Annotated in this window: 31 protein-coding genes and 1 pseudogene; 13 read left to right on the top strand and 19 right to left on the bottom strand. The window is 71.6% G+C overall.

The window, feature by feature from the left end:
• Nucleotides 1-7: 7 nt before the first annotated feature.
• Nucleotides 8-472 (bottom strand): pyridoxamine 5'-phosphate oxidase family protein, encoded by a 465-nt coding sequence (locus AB0M56_RS36715; protein ID WP_364184936.1) that lies wholly within the window; start codon nt 470-472, stop codon nt 8-10.
• 3 nt (nt 473-475) lie between these two features.
• Nucleotides 476-970, bottom strand: a complete 495-nt coding sequence (locus AB0M56_RS36720) for a hypothetical protein (protein WP_364184938.1) — start codon at nt 968-970, stop codon at nt 476-478.
• Nucleotides 971-1097: 127 nt separating this feature from the next.
• Here AB0M56_RS36720 and AB0M56_RS36725 point away from each other — a divergent pair, with 127 nt between their 5' ends.
• The gene (locus AB0M56_RS36725; protein ID WP_364184940.1) at nt 1098-1994 is read left to right on the top strand and encodes a LysR substrate-binding domain-containing protein; all 897 of its coding nucleotides are present in this window, start codon (nt 1098-1100) and stop codon (nt 1992-1994) included.
• Nucleotides 1995-1996: 2 nt separating this feature from the next.
• Here the strand turns inward: AB0M56_RS36725 and AB0M56_RS36730 are convergent, their stop codons facing one another.
• Genes AB0M56_RS36730 through AB0M56_RS36740 form a run of 3 tightly spaced genes read right to left on the bottom strand, consistent with a single transcriptional unit; the run spans nt 1997 to nt 4982 of the window.
• Nucleotides 1997-2764 carry a glucose 1-dehydrogenase gene (locus tag AB0M56_RS36730; protein ID WP_364184942.1) on the bottom strand — a complete coding sequence of 256 codons (768 nt, stop codon included), beginning with the start codon at nt 2762-2764 and terminating at the stop codon, nt 1997-1999.
• Nucleotides 2765-2766: 2 nt separating this feature from the next.
• Nucleotides 2767-3795 (bottom strand): phosphotransferase family protein, encoded by a 1029-nt coding sequence (locus AB0M56_RS36735; RefSeq protein ID WP_364184944.1) that lies wholly within the window; start codon nt 3793-3795, stop codon nt 2767-2769.
• Nucleotides 3792-4982, bottom strand: coding sequence for an acyl-CoA dehydrogenase family protein (locus AB0M56_RS36740; RefSeq protein ID WP_364184946.1), 1191 nt, complete (start codon nt 4980-4982; stop codon nt 3792-3794). The genes AB0M56_RS36735 and AB0M56_RS36740 overlap by 4 nt, the downstream gene beginning before the upstream one ends.
• Before the next feature lie 133 nt (nt 4983-5115).
• On the opposite strand from AB0M56_RS36740, the gene AB0M56_RS36745 reads away from it, so the two are divergent.
• Nucleotides 5116-5685 carry a TetR/AcrR family transcriptional regulator gene (locus AB0M56_RS36745; protein ID WP_364184948.1) on the top strand — a complete coding sequence of 190 codons (570 nt, stop codon included), beginning with the start codon at nt 5116-5118 and terminating at the stop codon, nt 5683-5685.
• Between the two features lie 16 nt (nt 5686-5701).
• On the opposite strand, the gene AB0M56_RS36750 is transcribed toward AB0M56_RS36745, so the two are convergent.
• Nucleotides 5702-5857 carry a hypothetical protein gene (locus AB0M56_RS36750; RefSeq protein WP_364184950.1) on the bottom strand — a complete coding sequence of 52 codons (156 nt, stop codon included), beginning with the start codon at nt 5855-5857 and terminating at the stop codon, nt 5702-5704.
• A 121-nt stretch (nt 5858-5978) separates the two neighbouring features.
• Between AB0M56_RS36750 and AB0M56_RS36755 the strand changes: the two genes are divergently transcribed.
• Nucleotides 5979-6128 carry a hypothetical protein gene (locus tag AB0M56_RS36755; protein ID WP_364184952.1) on the top strand — a complete coding sequence of 50 codons (150 nt, stop codon included), beginning with the start codon at nt 5979-5981 and terminating at the stop codon, nt 6126-6128.
• Here AB0M56_RS36755 and AB0M56_RS36760 read toward each other — a convergent pair.
• Together AB0M56_RS36760 and AB0M56_RS36765 are read right to left on the bottom strand one after the other, a co-directional pair.
• The gene (locus AB0M56_RS36760) at nt 6110-6502 is read right to left on the bottom strand and encodes a hypothetical protein (RefSeq protein WP_364184954.1); all 393 of its coding nucleotides are present in this window, start codon (nt 6500-6502) and stop codon (nt 6110-6112) included. The two genes, AB0M56_RS36755 and AB0M56_RS36760, sit on opposite strands and share 19 nt — an antisense overlap.
• A gap of 70 nt (nt 6503-6572) precedes the next feature.
• Nucleotides 6573-7025: an Lrp/AsnC family transcriptional regulator gene (locus AB0M56_RS36765; RefSeq protein WP_364184956.1), complete on the bottom strand. Its 453-nt coding sequence runs from the start codon at nt 7023-7025 to the stop codon at nt 6573-6575.
• Nucleotides 7026-7133: 108 nt separating this feature from the next.
• Between AB0M56_RS36765 and AB0M56_RS36770 the strand changes: the two genes are divergently transcribed.
• Both AB0M56_RS36770 and AB0M56_RS36775 read left to right on the top strand, forming a co-directional pair.
• Nucleotides 7134-7751, top strand: coding sequence for a LysE family translocator (locus AB0M56_RS36770; protein WP_364184958.1), 618 nt, complete (start codon nt 7134-7136; stop codon nt 7749-7751).
• Between the two features lie 167 nt (nt 7752-7918).
• Nucleotides 7919-8755 (top strand): amidohydrolase family protein, encoded by an 837-nt coding sequence (locus AB0M56_RS36775; RefSeq protein WP_364184960.1) that lies wholly within the window; start codon nt 7919-7921, stop codon nt 8753-8755.
• Nucleotides 8756-8790: 35 nt separating this feature from the next.
• Here AB0M56_RS36775 and AB0M56_RS36780 read toward each other — a convergent pair whose 3' ends face one another.
• The 3 genes from AB0M56_RS36780 to AB0M56_RS36790 are packed head-to-tail and all read right to left on the bottom strand — an operon-like array spanning nt 8791 to nt 9957.
• The gene (locus AB0M56_RS36780) at nt 8791-9093 is read right to left on the bottom strand and encodes a hypothetical protein (RefSeq protein ID WP_364184962.1); all 303 of its coding nucleotides are present in this window, start codon (nt 9091-9093) and stop codon (nt 8791-8793) included.
• 43 nt (nt 9094-9136) lie between these two features.
• The gene (locus tag AB0M56_RS36785) at nt 9137-9571 is read right to left on the bottom strand and encodes a hypothetical protein (protein WP_364184964.1); all 435 of its coding nucleotides are present in this window, start codon (nt 9569-9571) and stop codon (nt 9137-9139) included.
• A 38-nt stretch (nt 9572-9609) separates the two neighbouring features.
• Nucleotides 9610-9957 (bottom strand): hypothetical protein, encoded by a 348-nt coding sequence (locus tag AB0M56_RS36790; RefSeq protein ID WP_364184966.1) that lies wholly within the window; start codon nt 9955-9957, stop codon nt 9610-9612.
• 157 nt (nt 9958-10114) lie between these two features.
• Between AB0M56_RS36790 and AB0M56_RS36795 the strand changes: the two genes are divergently transcribed.
• On the top strand, nt 10115-10954 hold the full coding sequence (locus AB0M56_RS36795; protein WP_364184968.1) for an alpha/beta hydrolase: 840 nt from the start codon (nt 10115-10117) through the stop codon (nt 10952-10954).
• Between the two features lie 148 nt (nt 10955-11102).
• Here the strand turns inward: AB0M56_RS36795 and AB0M56_RS36800 are convergent, their stop codons facing one another.
• Nucleotides 11103-11552, bottom strand: a complete 450-nt coding sequence (locus AB0M56_RS36800) for a DUF6130 family protein (RefSeq protein ID WP_364184970.1) — start codon at nt 11550-11552, stop codon at nt 11103-11105.
• Between the two features lie 162 nt (nt 11553-11714).
• A pseudogene (locus tag AB0M56_RS36805) lies at nt 11715-11912 on the bottom strand (helix-turn-helix domain-containing protein); the annotation flags it as partial.
• Nucleotides 11913-11968: 56 nt separating this feature from the next.
• Between AB0M56_RS36805 and AB0M56_RS36810 the strand changes: the two are divergent.
• Entirely contained in the window at nt 11969-12484 is a 516-nt protein-coding gene (locus AB0M56_RS36810; RefSeq protein WP_364184972.1) for a cytochrome P450, read from the top strand.
• A gap of 4 nt (nt 12485-12488) precedes the next feature.
• On the opposite strand, the gene AB0M56_RS36815 is transcribed toward AB0M56_RS36810, so the two are convergent.
• Nucleotides 12489-13382 (bottom strand): SMP-30/gluconolactonase/LRE family protein, encoded by an 894-nt coding sequence (locus AB0M56_RS36815; RefSeq protein WP_364184974.1) that lies wholly within the window; start codon nt 13380-13382, stop codon nt 12489-12491.
• A gap of 29 nt (nt 13383-13411) precedes the next feature.
• The gene (locus AB0M56_RS36820) at nt 13412-14401 is read right to left on the bottom strand and encodes an LLM class flavin-dependent oxidoreductase (RefSeq protein ID WP_364184976.1); all 990 of its coding nucleotides are present in this window, start codon (nt 14399-14401) and stop codon (nt 13412-13414) included.
• Between the two features lie 163 nt (nt 14402-14564).
• Here AB0M56_RS36820 and AB0M56_RS36825 point away from each other — a divergent pair, with 163 nt between their 5' ends.
• Together AB0M56_RS36825 and AB0M56_RS36830 are read left to right on the top strand one after the other, a co-directional pair.
• Nucleotides 14565-15215, top strand: a complete 651-nt coding sequence (locus AB0M56_RS36825; RefSeq protein ID WP_364184978.1) for a TetR/AcrR family transcriptional regulator — start codon at nt 14565-14567, stop codon at nt 15213-15215.
• Nucleotides 15216-16265: 1050 nt separating this feature from the next.
• The gene (locus AB0M56_RS36830) at nt 16266-17450 is read left to right on the top strand and encodes a glycosyltransferase 87 family protein (RefSeq protein WP_364184980.1); all 1185 of its coding nucleotides are present in this window, start codon (nt 16266-16268) and stop codon (nt 17448-17450) included.
• Nucleotides 17451-17453: 3 nt separating this feature from the next.
• Here AB0M56_RS36830 and AB0M56_RS36835 read toward each other — a convergent pair whose 3' ends face one another.
• Nucleotides 17454-18308: an SDR family NAD(P)-dependent oxidoreductase gene (locus tag AB0M56_RS36835; protein ID WP_364184982.1), complete on the bottom strand. Its 855-nt coding sequence runs from the start codon at nt 18306-18308 to the stop codon at nt 17454-17456.
• A gap of 100 nt (nt 18309-18408) precedes the next feature.
• Here AB0M56_RS36835 and AB0M56_RS36840 point away from each other — a divergent pair, with 100 nt between their 5' ends.
• Nucleotides 18409-19062 (top strand): TetR family transcriptional regulator, encoded by a 654-nt coding sequence (locus tag AB0M56_RS36840; protein WP_364184984.1) that lies wholly within the window; start codon nt 18409-18411, stop codon nt 19060-19062.
• Between the two features lie 23 nt (nt 19063-19085).
• Nucleotides 19086-19568 (top strand): flavin reductase family protein, encoded by a 483-nt coding sequence (locus AB0M56_RS36845; protein ID WP_364184986.1) that lies wholly within the window; start codon nt 19086-19088, stop codon nt 19566-19568.
• Here the strand turns inward: AB0M56_RS36845 and AB0M56_RS36850 are convergent.
• Entirely contained in the window at nt 19529-21127 is a 1599-nt protein-coding gene (locus AB0M56_RS36850) for an FAD-dependent monooxygenase (protein WP_364184988.1), read from the bottom strand. The two genes, AB0M56_RS36845 and AB0M56_RS36850, sit on opposite strands and share 40 nt — an antisense overlap.
• Nucleotides 21128-21337: 210 nt before the next feature.
• On the opposite strand from AB0M56_RS36850, the gene AB0M56_RS36855 reads away from it, so the two are divergent.
• On the top strand, nt 21338-21763 hold the full coding sequence (locus AB0M56_RS36855) for a pyridoxamine 5'-phosphate oxidase family protein (protein WP_364184990.1): 426 nt from the start codon (nt 21338-21340) through the stop codon (nt 21761-21763).
• 656 nt (nt 21764-22419) lie between these two features.
• Here AB0M56_RS36855 and AB0M56_RS36860 read toward each other — a convergent pair.
• Complete coding sequence (locus AB0M56_RS36860; protein WP_364184992.1) at nt 22420-22833, bottom strand: hypothetical protein; 414 nt, start codon at nt 22831-22833, stop codon at nt 22420-22422.
• Nucleotides 22834-22843: 10 nt separating this feature from the next.
• Nucleotides 22844-23596 (bottom strand): NAD(P)H-binding protein, encoded by a 753-nt coding sequence (locus tag AB0M56_RS36865; protein WP_364184994.1) that lies wholly within the window; start codon nt 23594-23596, stop codon nt 22844-22846.
• Between the two features lie 208 nt (nt 23597-23804).
• On the opposite strand from AB0M56_RS36865, the gene AB0M56_RS36870 reads away from it, so the two are divergent.
• Nucleotides 23805-24656, top strand: coding sequence for an NAD(P)-dependent oxidoreductase (locus AB0M56_RS36870; protein ID WP_364184996.1), 852 nt, complete (start codon nt 23805-23807; stop codon nt 24654-24656).
• Nucleotides 24657-24709 lie beyond the last annotated feature (53 nt).

Consider the following 24709-nt stretch of genomic DNA (forward strand, 5'->3'; position numbering starts at 1 on the left):
GCCCGCATCATTCGGGGTACTCGGCGTTGTAGCGGGCTTTCCACTCCGGGACGAGCGCCTCCTCGGTCGCACCGCCGAAGGTGTAGGCGGGAGAGAGGACCGGGTGGACCTCGTCGACGTGGATGAGCACGGCGTGGTGGAACGGGTAGCCCGGGCCGTTGGCCGCCAGCAGCCAGTCGGCGAGCCACGTGTGCACGGGGTCGCCCGGCGGGAGGATCTCGGCGGTGCCCCGGAAGCGGTAGCCGCGGCGGCGGAAGAAGTCGATCGAATTCACCTCGACTCGCGGATCGTTCCGCAGGTTCTCGACGGTGCCCGGAGAGGCCATGTCCATGAACGCCAGGTGCTCGTCGTCGTACACACTCACGGAACCCTTGGGCGAGAGGTTCGGCGCGCCGTCGGGTCGGACGGTGGCCACAAAGGACAGCTTCGCGTCGGCCACCACGCGGCGCATGTCGTCGTCGAGGAGAGTCACGGGTTACCTCTTTTCGGATGCGGTCGCGAAGAGCCGGTCGAAGCTGAACGCGAACGTGCGGACGGGCGCGAGGGCCAGGAGCAAAGCCGCGGCGCAAGCGCTGAAGACCGAGGCGCTCAGCGGCGCTTCCCAGCCGAGGAACACCATCATGGACAACGCGAACACGAGCTGCAGGGCTGTCGCCGCCCAGGCCGACCACCGCACGGCGACCCCGGCGAGCAGCGTGAGACCCAAAGTGAGCTCCGCGACGGTCGCCGCCCACGCGGCGACACCGGCCAGGCCGTCGGGCAGATAGGGCACGAGCCTGTGTGTGTACGCCGTGAAGGCCGCGAAGCCACCCCACGCCACGTTGCCGGTGTGCAGCGAGCCCCAGAGACCGAAGCGGTCGGCCACCGCGGAGAGGAAGCCGGCGGCCAGCGCCAGGCGCGCGAACACGGTCGCGACCGGCCACGCGCGCAACGGCACGGCGGTGGTCTCCACCTCGTCCGACACCGACATCAGGCCTCCTCCTCCGGCGAGGGCCGACCGTCCGGGTCCGTCCTCCCATCGCGAACACCCTCGAGGTTAGGTCCCCGAACGCCGTGAGGGGAAAGACCGGCCGCGGCGGATTGAGTACTTTCGAGTTATGGATCTTGAAGCCCGGCACCTGCGCTACGTGGTCGCGGTGGCGGACACGCTCAACTTCTCCCGCGCCGCGGAGCACCTGCACGTGTCGCAACCGGCGTTGTCCGCGCGGGTCAAGGCCATCGAGCGGCACCTCGGCGTCGCGTTGTTCCGCCGGACCACCCGCTCGGTCGCGTGCACGGACGCCGGGGCGCGGTTCGTCGAACACGCCCGCGAGATCCCGGGGCTCCTGGGCGAAGCGGAACGCGAGGCCCGGCAGTCGGCGTACGGGCGGGTGCTGCCGGTCGGCTTCTACGGCGTCGCGGCCGGCGACCTGACCGCCGAGATCATCGACCGCTTCCGGGAGCGCAGCCCCGGCGTCGAGGTCGAGCTCAAGCGCCACGGCTGGGAAGACCCCTCGGCCGGGCTGCGCGACCGCACGACGTCGCTCGCGTTCGTCCGCCCGCCGTTCCGTTCCCACGGGCTGCGCCTGCTGGTCCTGGGAACCGAGCCCCGCGTCGCCGGGCTGCCGTCGCGGCACCGGCTCGCCGGGCGCGACAGAGTGGACGTGACCGAGCTGCTCGGCGACCCCGTCGCGGTCCGGCGCACGGCCGACCCGGTGTGGGCCGAGTTCTGGTCCGGAGGAAGCTTCCGGCCGGCCGCGCTCAAGCCACGGCTGGTCGAGGTCGGCGACGTCGACGAAGAGCTGCAAGCGGTCGCCGCCGGTCGCGCGATCACGTTGACCGCGGCGGTGGCCGAGACTTACTTTCCGCGCGCGGGCGTCGCCTACGTGCCCCTGACCGGGTTGCCGCCCAGCCGCCTCGCCCTGGCCTGGCACGCCGACGAAACCGATCCCGTCTGCCACGCCTTCGTCGCCGCCACCCGTGACGTCCTCGCCCGGCGGCGGGCCGCGAACTGAGCTCAGTGGCCGGACATGCCCCCGTCCACCGCGAGGGTCGTGCCGGTGATGTAGGACGACGCGTCGCCGGCCAGGAACACGACGGCGGCGTCCAGCTCGTGCTGCTTGCCCAGCCGCCCGAGCGGGCTGTGCTGCTTCACGAACGGCAGGAGCACGTCTTCGGGGATGTCCTCGGTCATCTCGCTGGCGAAGTAGCCCGGCGCGATGGCGTTGACGCGGATGCCGCGGCGGCCCGACCACTGCTGTGCGAGGTCGCGGGTCAGCCCGAGGACGCCGGCCTTGCTCGCCGAGTAGGCCGCCTGCGGCGCGTAGGACTTGATGAGCGCGAGCACGCTGCTGATGTTCACGATGCTCGACCCGGCCGCCATCACGCGCCCGCACGCCTGCGCGGCCCAGTAGACGCCGTTGAGGTTCACGTCGACGACCCGGCGGAACTCCTCGGGCGTCTCGCGCAGAGCCGGGACGGCGGTGCCGACGCCGGCGTTGTTCACGAGCACGTCGATGCGCCCGAACTCGGCGAGCGCGGCCTGCACCAGGGCGTCGCAGGCAGCGGGGTCGGCGACGTCGGCGGCCACGACGGCGGCGCGGCGGCCCAGGTCGCGGACGCTTTCGGCGACCTCGGCCAGGCGGTCGGTCCGGCGGGCGGCGAGGACGACGTCGGCGCCGGCTTCGGCCAGCGCGCGGGTGAACCCCGCGCCCAGCCCCGAGCTGGCGCCGGTGACGACGGCGACCTTGCCGTCGAGGCGGAACAGGTCGAGCACTCCGGTCACGGTCACACCTGCCCGATCCGCGCGGCGGCGCGCAGCCCGGCGGCGGCAAGCGGGGCGACGGCGCCGCCGACGGACTCGAAGCCCGAGCCGCGCGTGAGCCCCTGCCGGTAGCGCGCGTGGATGCCTTCGGCGATCACGGCGATCTTGAAGTAGCCCAGCGCGAGGTAGAAGTCGAGCCGGCCCAGGTCGCGGCCGCTGATCTCGGCGTAGCGCTGCGCGAGGTCACCGACCGCGGGCAGCCGATCGCTCGTCGACGCGGCGGCGCCGGCGAGCACGGGCGCGAACGCGGGGTCCGAGTAGACCAGGTGCAGGCCGAGGTCCGCGAGCGGATCGCCCAGCGTCGCCATCTCCCAGTCCACGACCGCGCGGGCCATTGCCGGGTCGTCCGGGGCGAGGATGATGTTGTCGATGCGGTAGTCGCCGTGCACGATCGACGCGCCGCTCTTGGCCGGGCAGGTCTCTTCAAGGCGCGCGTGCAGCGCCTCGATGTCGGGCAACGGGCGGGTCCGGACTCGTGCCCACTGGTCGTGCCAGCGGCGGACCTGGCGACCCAGGTAGCCCTCGGGCCGGCCGAAGTCGCCGAGCCCGACGGCGTGCGGGTCGACGGCGTGCAGGCGGGCCAGCACATCGACGAGGCCTTCCGCACAGCGCCGGATGTCGTCGTCGGCCAGCGCGTTCAGCTGTTCCGTGGTCCGGATGACGACGCCGTCGACGTGCTCCACCACCGAGAACGGCACGCCGAGCACGTCTTCGCCGCCCAGCACCACCGCGCGGGCGACGGGCACGTCGCTGTCGCGCAGCGCCGCCACGACACGGTATTCGCGGCCCATGTCGTGGGCCGAGGGCGTGAGCCCGCCCAGCGGCGGCCGGCGCAGCACCCAGCGGCCGCGGCCGTCGGTGAGCACGTAGGTGAGATTGGATCGGCCGCCCTGCAGCATTTCCGCACTGAGGTGCCCGCCGAAGCCGGGGACCTCGGCGGCGAAGAACGCCTCGAGCGCCTTCAGGTCCAGACCGTCTACTGTGGACGTCATCGCGCGGCCTTCGACTGGCGGCGCAGCACGCGGCGTGCGATCGCCCAACGGTGGGTTTCCGACGGGCCGTCGTAGATGCGGAACGGGCGGACCTCCCGCAGGAACCGGCCGAGCAGCACGTCGCCGGAGATGCCGAGCGAGCCGCAGATCTGCACCGCGCGGTCGACCACGCGCCAGATCGCCTCGGCGCAGAACGTCTTCGCGATCGCCGTCTCCTGCGACGCGTGCCCGCCGCGATCGAGCTCCCAGCACGCTTGCAGGATGAGGCCGCGCGAGGCCGCGATGTCGATCTCGTTGTCGGCGATCATCTGCTGCACCATGCCCAGGTCGCCGAGCCGGGAGCCGAACAGCTCGCGCTCGGCCGCGCGGGCGACGGCGATGTCCTGCGCGCGGCGGGCGATGCCGAGCCAGCGCATGCAGTGGGTCATCCGCGCCGGGCCGAGGCGGACCTGCGCGTAGCGGAAGCCTTCGTCGACCTCGCCGAGCACCGCGTCTTCGGGCACGACGCAGCCGTCGAAGTCGAGCTCGATGTGGCCGCCGAAGAGGCTCTCGTCGAGGGTGTCGATGTGCCGGACCACCTTCATGCCCGGGGTGTCCGCGTCGACGAGGAACATCGTCGCGCCGCCGGTGTGGCCGGGTTCGCCGGACGTGCGGGCCATGCAGATCGTGAACCCGGCGCCCTCGGCCCCGGTGATGAACCACTTGCGGCCGGTGATGCGCCAGCCGTCCTCGACGCGTTCCGCCAGCGTCGCCAGGGCGCCCGGGTCGGACCCGGCGCCCGGCGCGGGCTCCGTCATCGCGAAGCAGGAGCGGATCTCGCCGGTCGCGAGCGGCCGCAGGTAGCGCTCTTTCTGTTCGTCGCTCGCGATCGCCTCGAGCATGTGCATGTTGCCCTCGTCGGGCGCGGCGATGTTCAGCGCGAGCGGGCCGAGCAGCGAGTAACCGGCCTCCTCGAACACGGCGGCACGGCCGCGCATGTCGAGACCGTGACCGCCGTACTCGTCGCTCACGTGCGGGGCGAAGACGCCCGCATCCTTGGCGGCCTGCTGAAGCTGCCGGCGGATGTCGTCGGAATGCACTACGCCCTTGTGTTCTTCTTCGACGGGGATCACCACGTCGCGGATGAACTTCGCGGTGCGCTCGGCGAGGTCGGCGACCTCGGGCCCGGGCGCGAGGTCGACGGCCACGGCGCTCTCCCATCGGCTAATGACTATTAGCCGCTGACTATAGGCGGGTTCTTATGCTGTGTCACAGCCCGGTGGCGCCAGTCACCCTGGTGGCGGCGCGTCGGCTATCCTGTGTTAGCCGAAGGGAGGTCGCGTGGACCGATCCGGCCACATCCGTGAGGCCGCGCTCGAGCTGTTCACCCGCAAGGGGTTCGAGAGCACCACCATGGGTGACATCGGGGCGGCCGTGGGGATCCGCGGCCCCAGCCTGTACAAACACGTCGCCGCCAAGCAGGACCTGCTGGTGGCGATCATGGTCACGACCATGGAGGACCTGCTCACCGCGCACCGCGCCGCAGTGGGCGGTGTCGCCGACCCCGTCGAGCGCCTTCGTCGCGCCACCGAGGCCCACGTCCGCTACCACGCCCGGCACCGGCTGGAGGCCTTCGTCGGCACCCGCGAGATCCGCAGTCTTGCCGAGCCGCACCTCACCCGCGTGCTCGCCCTGCGCGCCGAGTACGAGGCCTGCTTCCGCGCGGTCGTCCAGTCCGGTGTGGACGCGGGTGTGTTCCAGGTGGACTCCGTTCGGCTGGCCTCGTACGCGGTCCTCGACCTGGGCATGGGCGTCGCCGTCTGGTACCGCGCCGACGGCGAACAATCCGAGGACGCGCTGGTGTGGCAGTACAGCCGATTCGCGCTCCGGCTGGTGGGGGTCACGGCGTAGTTCTGGTCGGCGCCTTTCAGCGGGGGTCAGGCAGCGTCCGCGCAACCACGGCGACGGACAGGCGCAACACCGCCAAGATTCCGAACACCACCGCGAACGCGCTGCCGAAACCGAGCGGCCCGGTGCTCAGCGCGGAGAACACGCCGCCGAACACGGCGACACCCAGGGCCATCGACGTCTGCTGCGTCGTCGGGACAGGCCGTTGCCGACGCCGATGACGAGCATCGCGGGGACGAGGTCCCAGATCGTCGTCGAGGGCCAGGTGAGCACTCGTCACACGCCTCGCGCTCGCCGTGCAGGCCGCGCTACTGGTGCGGCACGCGCCGACGGTCGTCGCCGCCGCGTTCGTCGCCTCGCGCCTGGGTTCCGGCTGGGGACCGGGCTACGGAACCCTGCGCGGGTGCGACTTCGACGCGATCATCGACTACGCCCGGCTCGGCTGACCCGGGTTCGGGCGCCGGGCCCGCCGGCGCGAGCGAGCGGACAGCAGTGCGAGGGAACCGAGCCCGACCTCCAGACCGAGGAACGCCCAGTAACTCGCGTCGGTCTTCGGCCGGTCGAGGGCGAGCGAGCCGAGCCGGACGGCGGCGGCGCCCAGCCAGGTGGCGCCGACGGCGAGGTCCGCGGCCGGCTGCTGGCTGGCGAGCGCCCAGCCGCCGAGGGCCGCGTAGGTGCCGCCGAGCCCGGCGCGGAAATCCGTGGTGCCGCGCGGGTCCGCGGCGGTGATCCGAAGGGTGTCGGCGACGTTGCCCGGAGCGACGACGCTCGCGATGCCCGAGAGAAGCAGACCCAAGCTGCTGATTTGTCCACTGTGCACAGTGCGAGAATACCGGAGCCGACGGGGCGCGGGTGTCCATTGTGCCCGTTCGTCCGCCGTCGTGGCCCGTTCACATCGGCAGCGGCCGGTCCTCCACGACGTTCTTCATCACCAGCGTCGAGCTGATGCGCTGAACGCCGGGCAGCGTCGCGAGCCGCTTGTCGTAGAGCTGCTGGAACGCGGGCAGGTCGTGGGCGACCACGCGCAGCAGGTAGTCCGGGTCACCGAAAAGCCGTTGCGCCTGAACGACGTTCTCGACCTCGGCGACGGCCTCTTCGAACGCGGCCACGGTGGCGCCGTCGGACTCGCGCATCGTCACGAACACCAGGCAGTCGAAGCCGAGCCCCAGGGCCTGGGCGTTCACGTGCGCGCGGTAGCCGGCGATGGTGCCGGATTTCTCGAGGGCGCGGACCCGGCGGTGGCAGGGGGAGAGGCTGAGCTGTAGCCGCTCGGCCAGCTCGGTGATGGTCTGCCGGCCGTCGCGCTGCAGCTCGGCAAGAATCTTCCGGTCGAGGGCGTCCATGGCCGTAATTCTCCCTCATGAGCCACGGATCCGGGGAACTTTGGAAACATCTGCCGGACGTTTCGCCATAGCCTTTCCCCAGGTGGGGGCCTGGCGAAAGGAACATCGATGGCGATCGGCGGCATCTTCGCGTTCTGGGGCGTGTCGTTCCTGCTGGTGCTCACACCCGGCGCGGACTGGGCCTACCTGATCAACGCGGGCCTGCGAAAACGCTCGGTCCCGCTCGCGGTGGGCGGGCTGCTCGTCGGCTACCTGGCCCTGACCGCGGTGGTCGCGGCGGGCGTCGCCGCGCTGGTGGCCGGCTCGCCGGTCGTGCTGACGGTGCTCACCGCCGTGGGCGCGGTGTACCTGATCTGGCTGGGCGTGTCGGCGCTGCTCCGTCCGGCAACGCCCGGGTCGGCCACGGACAACGAGGCCGGTTCGTGGGTGCGGCAGGTCGCGAAAGGCGCGGGCATCAGCGGGCTGAACCCCAAGGCGCTGCTGCTTTTCCTCGCGCTGCTGCCGCAGTTCACCGACCCGTCGGCGGCGTGGCCGGTGGCCGGGCAGATCCTCGTGCTCGGCCTGGTGCACACCGTCAGTTGCGGGCTCGTCTACGCCGGAGTCGGGCTGGGCGCTCGGGTGGTGCTGTCGACACGGCCCGGCTGGGCCCGTGGTGTGTCCCGCTTCTCCGGCGGAGCCATGATCGCGATCGGCACGACGCTGCTGGTCCGGCAGCTCGCGGCTTGATCATCGAGGACGGTGCTCCTTGCCCGGCCGCGGTGACGACGTCGTCGCGGTCCCGGGCACCCGCTACATCGACACGCAGATGCCCACCTGGCGCTGACGTCCCGGGAACCTTCTCGTGGTAGAACCAGCTGACCGTTCACCGGAACCCGACTGGCAGGATCGCGCGGATGATCGTCGACGCTCACGTGCACCTGGCGCGGCTCCCGACGTTGAAGCTCGGCTGGGACACCTGGCTCAGCCCGGCCTCCGACCGGGCGGAAGTGGAGTCCATGTACGGGCCCGACGGCGCGATCGTCCCGAAGCGGATCGACGCGCTGTTCGCCGCAGGCGGGGTGGATCGCGCGCTGCTGTTCACCGAGCACAGCCCGCGGGTCACGGGCATCCAGCCGGCCGAGGACCTGCTCCCGGTCCTCGAGTACAACCCGACGCGGTTCCGCCTGGTCGCCAACGTCAACCCGCACCTGCACTACCCGGTCGCGACCGAGCTGCGCCGGCAGCTGGACCTGGGCGCGGTCGCCCTGAAGATCCACCCGGTCCACGGGAACTTCGCGCCGAACGACCGGGAGCTCTACCCCGCGTACGCCGAGTGCGAGCAACGCGGGATCCCGGTGATCACGCACACCGGCCCCAGCTCGTTCCCCGGCGCGAGCGGCCGCCGCGGCGACCCGGTGCTGATGGACGACGTGCTGCGCGACTTCCCGGACCTCACTGTCGTGCTCGCGCACGGCGGCCGCGGCTGGAGCTACGAGGTCGCCGGCTTCATGGCGCTGGCCCGGCCGAACGTCTGGCTCGACATCGCCGGCCTGCCGCCGCGCAAGCTGCCGCAGTACTACGACCGGTTCGACCTCGACCGCATCGCGGCGAGGTGGATCTTCGGCACGGACTGGCCCGCGTCCCCCGGCATCGGCGTCAACCGCAAGGCCGTGGCCGGCCTCGGGCTCGAGCCGAGCGTGCTCGACGCGGTGCTCGGCGGCAACGCCGAACGCGTCTACCGGCTGACGTGACCGGCCCCTCCGGCGGGGTGTCACGCTGACGACCGTCAGACGTTGAGCTCGGCGTCGCGCCGGACGGGTGCCGGTGCGGCGTCCTGCGTGCGCAGCCCGTGGATCCAGGTCCGGCAGGTCGCACACATCGCCGCTTCGCTGCCACGCGCGTGGCCGACCACGTCGTCGCCGGACCAGAGGATGGCCGCCACCACGCCGGAGTCGACGGGGGTCAGGCCGACCAGCCACGGCCCCGACGCCCATTCCGCCGTGACCCACTGCCCGTGCGTCGGGCTGCGCGTGACCGACCACGCGGGGTCGGCGTCCAGGTCGTCCACGGATCGCCACTGGTCGTCCATGTCGCTCACCCTCCCACCCGCCCCGGGCGAACCGGGGTGACGATCAGGCGCGCACGAGGCTGTCGCGCAGGTACGCGGCCAGCCGGATCCGCAGCCCGCGCAGGTCGGCCAGCGCGAGGGTGAAGCTGTAGACGGGGCGGTAGCCGACGACCTCGGACGTCTCGCCGCACGGCCCGCTCAGGTACACGAACCCGTCCTCGTCGTCCCGGTGCGGCTCGGCCCACAGCTGCTCCGGGCCGCGAGCGGCGCCGCGGTAGGCCCGCCAGAACAGCGGAGTCTTCATGATCTCGCCCAGCGCCGCCGCGAACCCCGCGACGTCGTGCTCCGGCAGGCCGAGCCCGCGCCCGTCCCAGCTCCGAGGCAGCGCGCGCGCCGCCGTGTGGTCCTCGACCAGCGGTGTGCACGCGAACACCGCGACGTCCTCGCACAGCCGGACCGTCCACCGCCGCATGTCCGCGGTCACCGGAATCTGGAACATCCCTCGCCCACCCTCCTCCCCCAGGAGAATCGTCCATCCTAGACCGACGCCGCCCGCGGAGAAAAGCCTTCCATCAGGCGACAATCGGGATGATCCGTGATCCGGCGCACGTCGGCCCGGAAGGCCCGGTCGTCATGATTGTTTACCGACTGGTCAAGGGGCACCTGGCTGCCTGGATGATCGCTGACACCCCAGAGCGGGCGGCGGCGCTCGAGCGCGTGTACACCGAGGACGTGACGGTGGTCGAGCCGGATCGGGTGCTGCGGGGCCGGGAGGCGCTGAACGAGCGGATCACCGAGCTGCACGCCCGGGCGAACCGAGCCCATCACCGGGTGGGACGTGCTGACGTTCGAGGGCGAGCTCATCACCCACGTCGTGATGTTCATCCCCGGGTTCGACGACTTAGAAATCCCCGAGCCGGCCTGAGGCCCACCCTGGAATGGGGGTAGGCGTGTTGAAGGTCGCGCGGCGTTCTGTGACGATGGCGGCACCGGCGTATTCCACAAAGGACTGTCGGCACCGTCGAGCACCGAGGAGGCCGGCATGCTCGGCACCGGCAAGAGCGTGACCCTGCCCGGGGGCCGGGTCGCGTACTCCGAGCGTGGGTCCGGGCCGGCGGTGGTGTTCGTACACGGGCTGCTCGTCAACGCGAACCTGTGGCGCAAGGTCGTGCCGGCCGTCGCCGACGCGGGGTTTCGATGTCTCGCCCCGGATTGGCCGCTCGGCGCGCACCGCGTGCCCCTGGCGGCGGACGCGGACCTGACGCCGTCCGGCGTCGCCCGGCTGATCGGGCAGTTCCTCGACGCGCTCGACCTCACTGACGTGACGGTGGTCGCCAACGACACCGGCGGGGCACTCACCCAGATCCTCATGACGGAAAACCCGGGCCGGATCGGCCGGGTTGTGCTCACGCCGTGCGACGCGTTCGAGGAGTTCTTCCCCGCGCCGTTCGACGCGCTGCCGCGGCTGATGCGGCTGCCCGGCGCGGCCTGGGCCGGCAGCCGGCTGCTGCGGCTGCCGATCGTGCGGCGGCAGCCGTCGGCGTTCGGCGCGTTGGCCAAGCACGGGATCCCCGCCGAGGTGCTGGATTCCTACCTGCGCCCGGCCTACGACAGCGGCGAGATCCGCCGGGACCTGCGCCGGTTCCTTCTCGGCGTGCACCCCCGGTACACGCTGGCCGCCGCCGGGGCACTGCCCGGTTTCGGCAAGCCCGTGCTGCTGGTCCGCGCGGCGGACGACCGCATCTTCCCTGCCTCGCTCTTCGCCCGCCTCGCGGCTGTCCTGCCCGACGCCCGGCTGGTCACGGTCGCCGATTCGGGCGCCTTCGTGCCGGAGGACCAGCCGGACGAGCTGGCGCGGCTGATCGTGGAGTTCGCCGGCTGAGCCTGGTGTGCGGGCTGTCGGCTGAGGTCGGCGTGCGGGCCGTCGGCTAGAGCCCAGCGTGCGGGCCGTCGGCTAGAGCCCAGCGTGCGGGCCGTCGGTTGGGCTCGTCGTGCGGGCGTCGGCTAGAGCCCGGCGTGCAGGCCGTCGGCTAATGGCCGCCGGCGTGGGGTGGGACGGTGAAGGCGACCGTCTTGCTGTCGAGGATCTTGTGCGTCGGGTCCGCCAGCCCGATCCACACCTTGTGCGGCCCCGGCGGCAGGCTCTGGAGGATCAGCGGCTCGCCGCTCGCGTCGGCCCAGTGCCACGGCGCGTCGTCCACGGTCACGTGGATGTGGCCGATCCGCGGCGACACGTCGAGCGCGGCGGGTCCGTACACGGGCACGATCCGCAGGTTCTCCGCGCGGTAGCGGATCACCACCAGCCCCATGGCGAGCTGGTCGGGCAGGGGACTGTCCACGAGCAGCGCCGGCGGCGGCTGCGAGGCGAGCGGCACCACGGGTGCCGGTGACCAGCTGGTCGCGGCCGCGGCGGGCGGCGGCTGGGGCGGTGGGCTGGGGGCGGCGGCGGTCGGGGTGGTGGGCGTTGAACACGCAGTCACAACACCCACCGCAAGAGTGGTGAGCATGATCGTGATCGCACGCGTTGTGTTCGGAAACGGACGTCGGTTGTGGGGATCGTTCACAAGATCAAGTTAGATTCCGGCACCCGCTCACCGCGCCCGTCGGATGACGCTGTGGTTGTACGTCATCGCAGAGCATTGTTACTCGGCGAGCACGCTGTCGTGGCGGTATTCGCGCGGAGAACGGCCATAAGTACTGCGGAACAGGCGGGAGAATTGCGCGGCATCCGAGAACCCCCAGCGCCGCCCGATGGCGGCGATCGGCACGTGCCGGTGCTGGGGCGCGGTGAGGTCGTGCCGGCAGCGTTCCAGCCGCCGTGTGCGAATCCGCGCGGCAACGGACGTGCCTTGGGACTCGACATCTCACCGAAGAGGAACGTGTTCTCGCCCTCGCCGTGACCATCGCCGGCGGCATCCCGTCGACGACCGGCCTGATCACCAACGCGGTCTTCGATCTCGCCACTCACCCGGACCAGCGAGCGTCCGTCCTCGGCGGACAGACGCCGTGGCCGGATGTCCTCGACGAGACGTTGCGCGCCGACGCTCCCGTGCAGCACATGCCGTTGCGCTACGCCGTCGAGGACATCGATCTCGGCGAAGGCGTTCTCATCCGCCGCGGCGAGGCCATCCTCCTGGGCTTCGGCGCGGCCGGGCGCGATCCTCGCCGCCACGGCGAAACGCCCGGGGCCTTCGACGTGAACCGCCCGGACAAAGACCACCTCGCCTTCGGCCACGGCGCGCACCTCTGCATCGCCGGGGCACTCGGCCTCACCGAGGCGACGGTCGCCGTGACCGCGCTCTTCGACCGCTTCTCCCGCCTCGAGCTCGCCGAGCCGGGGGAGACGCTGGAACCGTTGCCCACCATCGTGTTCTCCGGCAAGGCGCGGCTGCCGGTGCGGCTGGAACCCTGACGGGTCAGGGAAGCCCGGCGTGGGGCACGTCCACCCGGGCCGCGGCGAGACGGCCTTCGCAGGCGTTCTTCCGGGCGTTCTCGTCGAAGTCGGGCGCGGTGCACAGGTAGAGGGTGCGGCCGTCGGCGCCGCCGAGCATGCAGGCGAACACGCCGGTGCCCGTGGGGATCTCGTCGGTGATCTCGCCGCCCTCACGCACGCGGATCACGCGGGCCCCCACGGCGTCGGCGATCCAGAGCGCGCCCTCGGCGTCGAGGCAGCAGCCGTCGGGGCCGACGACCAGCTGCGCGATCGCGGCCGGGAGATCCGCGCCGGTCGGTAGGTCACCGAACTGCGCCCAGATCCGGCGGTTGGCCAGGGACCCGTCGTCGGCGACGTCGAACGCCGTGACACGGTTGCCGAAGGTCTCGTTGACCAGGAGCACCCCGTCGTCGGTGAGCACGCTTCCGTTGGGGAACCACAGGTCCCGCGCGACGGTGGTGACGGTGCCGTCCGGGTCGGCGCGCAGCAGCGACGCGGATTCGAGCGGGGCGCCGCCCATGAGGTCGAAGCCGAACTCGCCGACGAAGGCGCGGCCGCGGGCATCGACGACCATGTCGTTGGGGTGGCCCTTGACGTGGCCGGAGAGGTCCGCGTGGGGCACGAGCGTGCTGTCCGGCTCGCGGCGCAGCAGCAGGCGGTCGCGCATCGACACGACCAGGAGCCGGCCGTCGGGCAGCCAGCCGAGGCCCGACGGCTGCTGCGGAACCTCGGCTTCCGTGCGCGGGTCTGTGCCGTCTTCGGCGGCCGAACACACTCGGTAGGTGTAGAAATCGGCGAACCAGATGCGGTTGTCGTGCCAGCGTGGGCACTCCAGGTAGGACAGTCCTTCTAGGACGGTGCTCGTTTCGCGGCTCATGATTCCCCTGTGGACGGTGTGGGTTCGGGTCAGCCGGCGGCGGCATCGAGGAAGCGCTCGAGCTCGCCCTGGATGTCGGGCCCGCACGGCTGGAAGACGATCTCGGTGACGCCGCGCGAGGCGTAGTCGTCGATCTTGCGGCGGACCTCGTCGCGGGTTCCGCTCAGCGTCACCTCGCGCAGCGTGGAGTCGCCGCCGGCTTGCCAGGCGGCGCTGTCGGCTTCGTTGAGGTCGACGCAGTGTCCTGAGTGGATGGTGAGGTGGCGGTGTTCCTCGTGTGTTTTTTCCACCACCTCGAGCCATTCCACCCCGCCGGGCAACGTACGCACCGCGTCGGGGCCGCCGAACTCGTAGGCGCCGTGGAAGGACAGTGCCCAGCCCGGGCCGGCGGCCGAGCGTGCGTGGGCGGAGTCGGTGGGTTCACCCTCGTCGAGCACCGTGCCCCATTCGAGGAACGCGACCCAGGGGTGGTCCTTCATGAACTCGGGCGTCTGCAGCGTGGCGAACAGGCCGTCGCCGAGCTCGCTCGCGACCTTGTTGCCCTTGGGGCCGAGCGCGCCGACGAGGATCGGCACGTCGAGGGGCCGCGCCGGAGCGTGGCCGTCGGGGTGCAGCATCCGCATTCGCGCGCCTTCCCACTCCACGGTTTCGCCGCGCAGCAGCCCGCGGTACGCGCGGAGGTAGGACTCCATGAACGCCCAGCGCACGGCGCCGTACCCCATCGCGCGGCGGCCGGAAAAGCCGGTGCCGAACGCGACCGCCACGCGGCCGGGGGCGAGCGCGGCGAGGGTGGCCGTGGCCGCGGCGTTGACCATGGGGTGGCGCAGGCTGGGCACGAGCACGCCCGGGCCGAGGCCGATGCGCTCGGTGCGGTCGGCGGCGAGGGCAAGGGTCATCCAGACGTCGGGGCTTTGCTGGGGTGTGTCGTACACCCACGCCCGGTGGTAGCCGAGTCGCTCGGCCAGTGCGATTTTTTCCGGAGAGTCCAGAGCGGTGGGGAACGCGCAGGACACGTCCACGGTGTCCTCCTCCCGATCGACGGCGGATCGCGGAAGAACATCTAGCTGGGACACATCTACCTGGGACAATGACTAAGCGCATAGTCATAATCGCTGGTGGTGTGCGACGATACACACACCCGTGGGGCGGAGCAAGGGCCCCCTTCCGGCGGAAAGGACCCCGATGAGCGCCCAGCGATCCGCGCTCCCCGACCTGGCGGACGACTCGCCCGACCTCTGGGACGCCGGCTTCGGCAAAGCCGCGCGCGGCCTGCTCACCGGTGGCGTGCGCTGCTTCGCCGCCCAGGGTTTCCACGCCACCACGACCAGGGACATCACCGCCGCGGCCGGCCTCTCGCCCGCCGCGCTGTACGTGCACTTCAGCTCCAAGGAGGAAGTGCTGTTCGAGATCACCCGCGCCGGGCACAAAAGTTCACTCGACGTGCTGAACCGCGTCCCGCCCGACGCCGACCCCGCCGCGCACCTGCGCGCCCTCGTCGCCGCCTTCGTCTCGTGGCACGCCCGCCACCACGTCGCCGCGCGCGTCAGCCAGTACGAACTGGGCGCCCTGACGCCCGCGCACTACGACGTGATCGTCGACCTGCGCCGCCGGTCCACCTCGGTCTTCCACGACGCCCTCACCCACGGCACCACCACCGGTGCCTTCCCCGACGCCGACGCCCACCGGGTCGTGCGCGCGATCCTCTCGCTGGGCGTCGACCTGGTCCGGTGGTACCGGCTGGACGGGGCGGATTCGCCTGAGGAACTGGGGGAGTACTACGCGGATCTGGCGCTGGGGATGGTGTCGGCGGCTGCGGCACGCCGGGGCCGCTGATCCGGAGTGGTCCGGACCTGGAGCCCGCGAGCAGCGCCGGGCTCGTGCGGCCACGGGGCGATTGCCGGCGCCGAGTGAGGCTGATGCCGGCGGGCGTGTGCATCGCCGACGCGGCGGGACCTGTTGGGCGCGACGTGGGTTCGTGGGGTGGTCCGGTGTGGAGGGGGCGAGCGGTCGGCGTCGGGCTTGGGCGGGGGTCTGGTCTGGCGGCGACTCACTCGTCGCGGCAGGTGGCGCGCAGTGGGCCTGGTCCACGGGGGAGTGTGCTTCGCGAACGCGGCCGGGGTGCGTTGGGTGCAGGTGCGCAGCCGTGGGCTTGTGGGGTGGTCCGGTGTGGCGGGGCCGGTCGGGTGGCGTGGGGCTTGTGCGGAGGTCTGGTCAGGCGGCGACTCACTCGACGCGGCAGGTGTGCGCGCGGAGTGGGCCTGGTCCACGGGGGAGTGTGCATCGCGAACGCGGCCGGAGTGCGTTGGGCGCAGGTGCGCAACCGTGGGCTCGTGGGGTGGTCCGGTGTGGCGGGGGCGAGCGGTCGGCGTCGCGCTTGTGCGGAGGTCTGGTCAGGCGGCGACTCACTCGACGCGGCAGATGTGCGCACGGAGCGGCCTGGTACACGAGGGGGTGTGCATCGCGAATCCGGCCGGAGTGCGTTGGGCGCAGGTGCGCAACCGTCGACTCCGGTGATGGTCCGGCCTGGGCGGGCCGGTCGGACGGCGTTGGGCTGACGCGGAGGTCCTGGCCGCAGCGATTCTCCTGGTGCGGCAGGGGTGACTGCCGCGCCGAGCCGGGCTGGTATCCGCCGGAGCGTTGGGTGCGGGCGACTGTCGACTCGTGCGTGGTCTGGACCGAATAGCCGATTTGCCCGGGCGACCCCGGCGCCGATCGACCCCCGGTCTGGTGCCCGTCACTACTTGGGCGCAGGCACGGCGGGCCCGCCGCAGCGGCTTCAGCGCGTGACGAACAGCCCCCGACTCGGTGAAACGATCACGCGCCGTGGATGATCACGGGGTGATCACGTTCCGAGGCCCTGGGGGGCGCGCGACACCGGCCGGAGTGCTGAAACACCTGTTTGACGAGGCGGCCGCTCGCCGGGGGGTCGTGGTGGCGTTGGTGGTGGCGGCGGTCGTCTTCGCGGCGGGCGTGCTCGCGGTCGTGTGCACGCTGTGGCCGGTGGACCTGGAGGTCTACCGGCTCGGCGCGCAGGCGCTGGCGCACGGCCGCGACCTCTACGGCCCGCTGCCGCCGACGCGGTCGGGCATGACGTTGCCGTTCATCTATCCGCCGTTCGCCGCCGTCCTGTTCCTCGTGCCGGCCGCGGTGCCCACGCCGGTGGCCGCCGTCCTGATGCTGGCGATTTCGCTGACCGCACTGGGTGCCACGGTCTACGTCGTCGTGCGGCCGCGCGCCGAAACGCGCACCGCGGTGCTGGCCGCGGTCGTGGTCGGGGCGGCGTCGCTGGCATTCGAGCCGGTGCGCGAGACGCTGTGGTTCGGACAGGTCAACCTCGTGCTCATGGCTCTGGTCGTGATCGACTGCCTCGGGCCGAAAACCCGACTGCCGCGCGGGGTGCTCGTCGGCCTGGCCGCGGCCGTGAAGATCACGCCCGCCGGGTTTCTGCTGTTCTTCCTGCTGAGGAAGGACTTCCGTGCGCTCGCCACCGCCCTCGTCACGTTCGTCGCCGCCGGCGTGGTCGGTTTTGTGTTGGCCCCTCAGGCTTCCGCGGCCTATTGGCTCGGCGGCGGGCTGACCGGCGCGTCGGGCATGAGCGGTTCGATCTTCGCCACCAACCAGACCATCCAGGGCGCCGTCCACCGCTTCGGCCTCCCCGCGACACCCACGCTCGTCCTGGTCGCCGCGGCGACCCTGGCCGCCTTGATCCTCGCGGCGGCGGCCATGCGCCGGGCCGACGAACCGGTCGCCTTCCTGCTCAACGCCGCCGCGGTCCTCGTGTGCTCACCCATCTCGTGGTCGCACCACTGGGTCTGGATCGTCCCCGCGACGATCGTGGCGGCCGCCCGCGCCACGACCGGCCGCGCGGTCGCCGGGCTGGCGGCCGTGATCGCGATCTTCATAGTCGCGCCGCATTCGCTGTTGCCCAACAACGACTTCCGCGAGCTGTCCTGGGGGCCGCTGGACCACGTGATCGGCAACAGCTACCTGTTGCTGGCATTGGGTTTTCTCGTGTGGCAGTTCGTCACGCGCCACCGCCGGGCGCTCATCCCGCTGCTGCTGCCGTAGGTACTAGCCGGCGAGGCCGATGTATGCCTCCGAAGCCTCGTAGACCTTCTTGCCGTCCAAGTCCGCGGACAACTTCGGCGCGACGAAGTCCCGGGCCCACTGCGCGGTCTGGAACCGCAGCGGCGGGTTGTCGCGGGCGAGCAGGTCGAGGATCTGCGGGCCGACCTCCTCGACCGCCTGCACGCCGCCGGTGTTCCCGATGACCCGGGACAGGAAGTCCCACGGCTCGGGGTACGGGCTGTTCTCCACCGCGTCGTGGAGCAGCAGCTTCTCGAAGCGCCGCGGGGCCATCACCTCGGTGGCCACCGGCCCGGGTTCCACGATGGTGGTCCGCACGCCGTAGCGCGCGACGACCGGAGCGAGCGACTCGACAGCTCCTTCGAGCGCGAACTTCGAAGCCGCGTACGCGTCGTTGTACGGCGCACCGACCAGCCCGTTGGCGCTGGTCGTCACGATCAGCCTGCCCTTGCTCGCGCGCAGGTGCGGCAGCGCGGCCTTGATGACGGCGAGGTTGCCGAAGAAGTTCGTCTCGAGGACGAAACGGAAGCCGTCCATCGTGATCTGCTCCGCCGTGCCGAGGGCGAAGATGCCGCCGGCTTGCGAGACCACGGCGTCGAGGTGCCCGTGGATCCGGGCCACGGCGCCGATCAGGGCGTAGACGGCGGGGTGGTCGGTGATCTCGAGGAACCGGATGTCGAGCTCGACCTGGCGGGCCTTCGCCTCCTTGGCGAGTTCGGCCATCCGCTGCTCGTCGCGCCCGGTGGCCACGACCGTGTACCCGGCCGCGGCGGCGTCGAGCGCGATCGTGCGGCCCATCCCGGACGTGGTGCCGGTGACGAGGAGAACCTTGCTGGCCATGGGAGCCTCCTGTTGATTGCGCACACCTTGTGCGTTAATGAGACGCTAGCCTCGCCGCGCTCGTCCTGTCAACGCACACATCGTGCGTTATGCTGCGGAGGTGACTTCTTTCCAGCGCGCGCGTTCGCCCGAAAGCAAGCGTCAGCGTGCTGAAGCCCTGGTGGACGCGGCGCGCACGCTCGCGCGCGGGCGGGGCGTCGCGTCGGTCACGCTCACGGCGATCGCCGACCAGGTGGGCGTGCACCATTCCGCGATGCGCCGCTACTTCCCCTCGCACAAGCACGTGCTGTTGCGGCTCGCGGCGGACGGCTGGGCGAGCTGGGCGAATGCGGTCGACGAAGAGCTTCGCGGCCGCACGGTCTCACCGGCGGAGCTGGCGGAGGTGCTCGTCGCGTGCCTGGCCGCCGATCCGTTGCTGTGCGACCTGTTCGCCAACGTCCCGCTACACCTGGAACACGACGTCGACGTCGAGCACGTCGTGGAGTTCAAGCGCGGCAGCCGCCAGGCGATCGACGTCCTGACCGCGGCCATCAGAGCTGCGACGCCTTCCCTTGCCGCCGCGGCGATCGACGTCGTCACCGCGGCCAACGCCCTCGCGGCCACGCTGTGGCAGGTCACCCATCCCGGGGCCGAGCTCGCCGCGGCGTACCGGGCCGACGCGTCGCTGTCGATCGTCGGCCCCGGTGACTTCGCCCCGACACTGACCCGGCTGCTGGCCGCGACATGTGCCGGGCTCGCCGCGCCCCTGCGCTGACGGTCCGTTCGGTGAGGAGGGCCGTGGCCGACGACCAGTTCGACAGCTGGGCAGGACAGCTGGACTACCCGATGTACGTCGTGACGTGCCGCGACGGCGAGCGACGAGCCGGGTGCCTCGTGGGCTTCGCGGCGCAGTGCAGCATCTCGCCGCCGCGGTTCATGGTGTGGCTGTCGAAGGAGAACCACACGACGGAGGTCGCGGCGGGCGTCGGGGAGCTCGCCGTGCACCGGCTGACGCGGGACGCGGCGGAGCTCGCCCGGCTGTTCGGCTCCCGCAGTGGGTTCGACGTCGACAAGTTCTCCTTGTGCGCCTGGCATTCCGGGCCGCGCGGTCTCCCGTTGCTCGACGGGTGCCCCGACTGGTTCGCCGGCGAAGTCCTGTCGCGTCACGACACGGGCGACCACATCGGGTACCTGCTGAGCCCGTTCGCCGCCGCGACGAGTGGCGGCCCGCAGCTCGGGTTTCAGAATGTGCGGGACTTACCACCGGGCAACGAAGCCTGAGCGGCGTGCATCAGGAGTTGTGCGTATTCGGACAGTTTTTCGGGAGTTCCCTCCCGGGTGATGAGGCCGAGGTAACCGTCGGGGCGGATGAGGGCGAGGCCGTGGTCGCCGGTGCCGTAGCGGTCGGTGAACGAGCCGTCCGGGTCCTGGAGTCCGCCGGGGCCGAGGGGTAGGACCGTGCCGAGCCCGGCCAGGGCCGCGCGGAACTCGTCAAGGACCGCCGTGTCCCGGACGCTCGTGAGGAGCAGGTGGCCGGGCCGACGGAGCAGCTCGTCGAGTGAGGTCGGCGTGCCGTCGGCGGCGCGCAGGCCGGGCAGGTCGGGCGCGTGGTCGCCCGGGTGCGGGTGCCGCCGTGAGGTCGCGCGGCCGGTGACGATGGGGCTGGCGCGGTAGTGGATGTCGACCTCGGCGATGCCGGAGATCAGCTCCTCGCGCACCGGCGGGAGGTGTCCGACCAGGAACAGCGCGAGGTTGCGCAGCCCGCGTTCGGCGCCGTTGACGGTCATGACGTCGGTCATGCGCGTGGTCTCCTTGACCACGGACGCGCCGACCCGGTGGCGTTCGGCGTGGTAGGAATCGAGCAGCGCGGGATCGGCGCGGCCGGTGGCGACCAAGGCGAGCTTCCACGCGAGGTTCACCGCGTCCTGGATGCCGGTGTTCATGCCCTGACCGCCGGCGGGGCTGTGGATGTGCGCGGCGTCGCCGGCCAGCAGCACCCGGCCGTGCCGGTAGCGGGGCACCTGGCCGTGGTGGATCTCGAAGTACGTGAGCCAGTGTGCGTCCGTCACGTGCCAGGCGCCGCCCGCGCGCTGGTCGACGAGCTGCTGTGTCTCGGCGATCGTCGGGACCGCACCGGCCGCCGGGGGTTCGACTTCGAACAACAGCCGCGTGCGGCCCTCGGGCATCGGGAACACGCCGCCGATGCCATCGGGGTGCGCGAACATTCGCACGGTGTCGGGTGAGCGTTCGGACTCGGCGGCGACGTCGGCGAACAAAAAATGTTGACCTTCGAACACGCCCTCGATCCGCGTGCCGACGGCCGTGCGCGTGGTGCTGTGCCCGCCGTCGGCGCCGACCACCCAGCCGTAGCGGGACCGGTCGCGCCCGGCCGCCGAGGTGAAGGTGGCCGTGACGCCCGTCGAATCCTGTTCGAGGCTCTCCAGTGTCACGCCGCGTTCGACCCGCACGCCCAGGCCGGCCGCGTGTTCGGCGAGCAGCGCCTCGGTCCGTGGCTGGGGGAGGTCGAGGATGCGGCGGTAGCGGGTGGTGAGGTGCTCGGTGTCCAGCCGCACGGTGGGCTGCTTCGGGTCGTGGCCGGCGTAGATCTCCAGCGCGGTCATGGCGGACGCTTCGCGCTCCAGCCGCGCGAGCACGCCCATGGCGGCCAGGTGCTCCTGCGTGCGCGGGTGCACGACGACCGCGCGGGACTGCGTGGTGGGCTCGGCCAGCTGCTCCACCACCCGCACGCGCGCGCCCTGGCGCACCAGCTCGGCGGCGGCCGTCAAGCCCACCGGCCCGGCCCCCACGACCAGCACGGTGTCCTGCCCGGACGCGGTCACGGTGCGGGCGTCAGATCGCGGTCATCTGTTTTGGCGACTGTCATTTCCCCGTTCCTCTCGGTCTCGCGAAAGGGTTACCCCAGTTCAATCGAAAAGGATTTCATGAGCGTTACAGGAGTTGCCTCGATCGTACCGAATCATTCGTCCACAGTGGACTTTACGGCCGAGTGTGACGGTTCTTGTCGGACCCACGGCGTAGCCTGCGCGGTCATGGTGTTGACAGCGGAAATACGCGAACAGTTCCTGGCCGAGCCGCACGTCGGCGCGTTGTCGGTGGTCGAACGCCCCGACCGTGCTCCGCTCGTCGTGCCCATCTGGTACCAGTACACCCCGGGTGGTGATCTGTGGATCCGCACGCCCCCGGGCGCGCGCAAAGCCCGCGCGATCGAGGCGGCGGGGCGCTTCACCCTGATGGTGCAACGGATCTCGCCCACCGTCCGCTACGTCTCGGTGGAAGGACCGGTTACCGGTACCGGCCCCAGTGCCGACGAGCAAACGTGGGAAATGGTGTCGCGGTACCTCCCGCCGGAGAAAGTCGCGCCCTTCCTGGACTTCGAGCGCACCCACATCGGAGAGCACATCGTGATTTCGATGCGGCCGGAACACTGGCTTTCCTCGGATCTGGGGCCGGCTTGATTTCGCGCCGACCCTCGGTTGCGCGGGCGTTTCCCACTATGGTGACCGGCTCGCGTGAACGACAGGGGCGGCGGATGACGACGTCGCACAACGACGGACCTACGGATCCCGGCGCTCCCGACGAGGACTCGCCGCGATTTAGTGATCCTGACGCGCCGACGCCACCGTCGGGGATTCCGCGGAGGCGACGCCCGGTCACCTTCCGTCGGTGGGATTCGCTTCGATGTCGAACTCCTCGGGTCGAAGGATTCCGCAACGTGGGCCGGCGGTGGTCAACAGGGTGTCCAGCCGCCGGGTCCAGGCTTCGGCAGGTAGTGGCCACGCGGTTCGGCGCACGTAAGTCGACTTCTTGGTCAGCCTGCTCTACGGCCACGGGCTCGTCGCGGTGGCCGCCGCCGTCGACCTCGTCGCCGGGGCGGGCGGACCGGTCGTGGGTGACGGCGGGGGCGCCTGCCGTCGTCTGGTATCGGGTGGCCGTGGTCGCCACGGGCGAGTGGGCCGGCGCCGTCTGCGCGATGGCCGACCTCGGCCGCCCGCCGCTGGCACCGCGATGGGGCTGACGCTGCCCGCTCGGCCGGCGGACGAACGCGAGATGTAGCGGGCGACCGGCGACTTCGTCGGCAACGGGCCGACCGGCGCGCTCGACCCGTACCGGGCTAATCCGCAGTAGCCTCGCGCCGGTCGCGCAGCACGGCCAGGAGGATCGCAGCCAGGCCGAGGAGTGCCACCAGGGCATTGGCGGTGGTGAGCACGACGGCCTGCCACATGACCGGCGGGTGCGTGTCGAACAGGTGGAAGAAGAAGTGCGGCACGGCGAAGAGCGAGAACGCCGCCGCGGCGGGCACGACGTAGTGCGTCTTCGGTTTGACCAGTGCGATGCCGAGCACCAGCGCGATGGCCAGCGTCGCGCCGCCGAAGTCGCGGGCGAAGTGCTCGCTGAACGGCGGGTTCAGGTCCACCGTGGGAAACGTGGTGTAGAAGCCTTCGGGGAACAGCTGGTTCCAGCCGCCGACGACCACTTCGTCGAGGAATGGGATCACCAGGGCGGCCCGGATGGCGAGGGTGTGCATGGGAGTCCTTTCAGGACAGTCGGTTCGCGACGCGGCGCAGGTACTCGGCGAACGTCCGCTCGCCCTGGGCGTAGTCTTCGCGCGGCAGCAGCGCGCCGCCGGTCATGGCCTTGCCGACCGCGCCCGGCAGGCGCACCGGCAGCACGATCTTGCGGGATCCGCGGGCCTTGACCAGCCGGCGGGCCATGTCGGCCATCTGGAGCTGCTCGGGTCCGGCGAGCGGCCGCACGTAGCCGCCCGGCTTCTGCCCGACCTGCGCGGCCAGCGCGCTCGCGACCTCGTCCGCCGAGACCGGCTGGGACAGCTCCTGGGGCACCACCACGAACGCCCCGCGGGCACCGTCCACAAGGGGCTCCGGGAACTCGTGGAACTGAGTGGCCCGCAGGATCGTCCACGGCACCGGGCCGTTGCGCACCAGCTCCTCCTGCTTGCGCTTGCCGAAGTAGTAGCCGAGGTCGACGTCGTCCACGCCGACGATCGAGAGCGTGATCACGTGCCGCGCCCCGGCCGTCGCGGCGGCGTCCAGGAGGTTGCGCGTGGCGGCGGCGAAGAACCCGACCGCCGGCTTCCTGCGCACGGCCATGACGTTGGTGACGTCGACGACTTCTTCGCAGCCGTCGAGCTTCCCGCCGAGCCCGGCGCCGGTCGTCAGGTCGACGCCACTCGAACGCGCCAGCACCGCCGGCTCGTGCCCGGCCGCGGTCAGCTTCCGCACCACCAGCGCGCCGATCAGCCCGGTCCCGCCGGCGACAGCCACTCGCATCGGTCTTGCCTCATTTCGTCTCGGGTGTGGATCACTGCCCAGACCGCGCAGGTCCGGCGAACGTGACAGGCCGGTGTGTGATCCACACCTCCGGGTGCCGTGAACCGGTCCAGTGGGGCGGGGGTGAAGTGGACTACCGGTCCGGCGTGGGCGCCGGTTGACTGGAACTCACCTGGGTTGTCCACACGAGATCGTTTGAGAGGGAAAGATGCGGATCTTCCTCGCCGGCGCGTCCGGCGTTGTCGGGCGCAAGGTGGTGCCGGCGCTGCTCGGGGCGGGCCACGAGGTGGTCGGGCTGGCGCGCGGCGGGGCCTCGGCCGACCGGATCACCGCGCTCGGCGCGACGGCCGTGCTCGGCGACGTGTACGACGCGCCCGCACTGGCCGAGATCGTCCGGGCCGCCGCGCCGGATGTGGTGATGCACCAGCTGACGGACCTCGGCTCGGGCGACCGCACCGCGAACGCCCAGGTGCGCACGGTCGGCACGCGCAACCTCGTCGACGCGGCGAAGGCCGCCGGGGTGCGGCGGATCGTCGCGCAGAGCATCTCGTGGGCGTACGAGCCCGGCGCCGCGCCCGCGACGGAAGACACGCCACTCGACCTGGGCGGCGCCCCCGACCGGCTCGGCTCGGTGTCGGGCGTCGCCAGCCTGGAGACGGCGGTGTCGGAATTGCCCGAATGGGTGGTCCTGCGCTACGGCACCCTCTACGGCCCGGACACCTGGTACACCGCCGGCGCCCTCATGGCCCAGCTCGCGGCGGCCGGCAACCTCCCGGCCACCGCGGACGTAACCAGCTTCCTCCACATCGACGACGCCGCCTCGGCCGCGCTCGCCGCCCTCACCTGGCCCACCGGCCCGGTCAACGTCTGCGACGACGAGCCCGCGGCGGGCTACGACTGGGTGCCGGCGTTCTGCGCTTCCGTCGGGGCGCCGCCTCCTGCTCGGACCGAGGGTGAGCGCACGCCGTGGGCTCGGGGAGCGGACAACACACGCGCTCGGAAGGACCTGGGCTGGCTGCCGAGCCGGCCTTCGTGGCGGGAGGGGTTCGAGCTGGGCTGACCGCGGCCTCAGCGCACTGGGCGGCCCGGTTGGCTCGGCTCTGGCGTGGAGGA

The sequence above is a fragment of the Amycolatopsis sp. NPDC051372 genome (assembly GCF_040682095.1).
GTDB lineage: Bacteria > Actinomycetota > Actinomycetes > Mycobacteriales > Pseudonocardiaceae > Amycolatopsis.

What these genes read in the sequence shown, in the direction of transcription:
- AB0M56_RS36795 (WP_364184968.1), top strand. Translation starts at nt 10,115, where the DNA reads ATGCTCGGCACCGGCAAGAGCGTGACCCTGCCCGGGGGCCGGGTCGCG.
- AB0M56_RS36825 (WP_364184978.1), top strand. Translation starts at nt 14,565, where the DNA reads ATGAGCGCCCAGCGATCCGCGCTCCCCGACCTGGCGGACGACTCGCCC.
- AB0M56_RS36775 (WP_364184960.1), top strand. Translation starts at nt 7,919, where the DNA reads ATGATCGTCGACGCTCACGTGCACCTGGCGCGGCTCCCGACGTTGAAG.
- AB0M56_RS36765 (WP_364184956.1), bottom strand. Translation starts at nt 7,025, where the DNA reads ATGGACGCCCTCGACCGGAAGATTCTTGCCGAGCTGCAGCGCGACGGC.
- AB0M56_RS36750 (WP_364184950.1), bottom strand. Translation starts at nt 5,857, where the DNA reads ATGGCCCTGGGTGTCGCCGTGTTCGGCGGCGTGTTCTCCGCGCTGAGC.
- AB0M56_RS36720 (WP_364184938.1), bottom strand. Translation starts at nt 970, where the DNA reads ATGTCGGTGTCGGACGAGGTGGAGACCACCGCCGTGCCGTTGCGCGCG.
- AB0M56_RS36785 (WP_364184964.1), bottom strand. Translation starts at nt 9,571, where the DNA reads ATGTTCCAGATTCCGGTGACCGCGGACATGCGGCGGTGGACGGTCCGG.
- AB0M56_RS36770 (WP_364184958.1), top strand. Translation starts at nt 7,134, where the DNA reads ATGGCGATCGGCGGCATCTTCGCGTTCTGGGGCGTGTCGTTCCTGCTG.
- AB0M56_RS36780 (WP_364184962.1), bottom strand. Translation starts at nt 9,093, where the DNA reads ATGGACGACCAGTGGCGATCCGTGGACGACCTGGACGCCGACCCCGCG.
- AB0M56_RS36865 (WP_364184994.1), bottom strand. Translation starts at nt 23,596, where the DNA reads ATGCGAGTGGCTGTCGCCGGCGGGACCGGGCTGATCGGCGCGCTGGTG.
- AB0M56_RS36725 (WP_364184940.1), top strand. Translation starts at nt 1,098, where the DNA reads ATGGATCTTGAAGCCCGGCACCTGCGCTACGTGGTCGCGGTGGCGGAC.
- AB0M56_RS36855 (WP_364184990.1), top strand. Translation starts at nt 21,338, where the DNA reads ATGGTGTTGACAGCGGAAATACGCGAACAGTTCCTGGCCGAGCCGCAC.
- AB0M56_RS36815 (WP_364184974.1), bottom strand. Translation starts at nt 13,382, where the DNA reads ATGAGCCGCGAAACGAGCACCGTCCTAGAAGGACTGTCCTACCTGGAG.
- AB0M56_RS36835 (WP_364184982.1), bottom strand. Translation starts at nt 18,308, where the DNA reads ATGGCCAGCAAGGTTCTCCTCGTCACCGGCACCACGTCCGGGATGGGC.
- AB0M56_RS36790 (WP_364184966.1), bottom strand. Translation starts at nt 9,957, where the DNA reads ATGAACATCACGACGTGGGTGATGAGCTCGCCCTCGAACGTCAGCACG.
- AB0M56_RS36735 (WP_364184944.1), bottom strand. Translation starts at nt 3,795, where the DNA reads ATGACGTCCACAGTAGACGGTCTGGACCTGAAGGCGCTCGAGGCGTTC.
- AB0M56_RS36870 (WP_364184996.1), top strand. Translation starts at nt 23,805, where the DNA reads ATGCGGATCTTCCTCGCCGGCGCGTCCGGCGTTGTCGGGCGCAAGGTG.
- AB0M56_RS36860 (WP_364184992.1), bottom strand. Translation starts at nt 22,833, where the DNA reads ATGCACACCCTCGCCATCCGGGCCGCCCTGGTGATCCCATTCCTCGAC.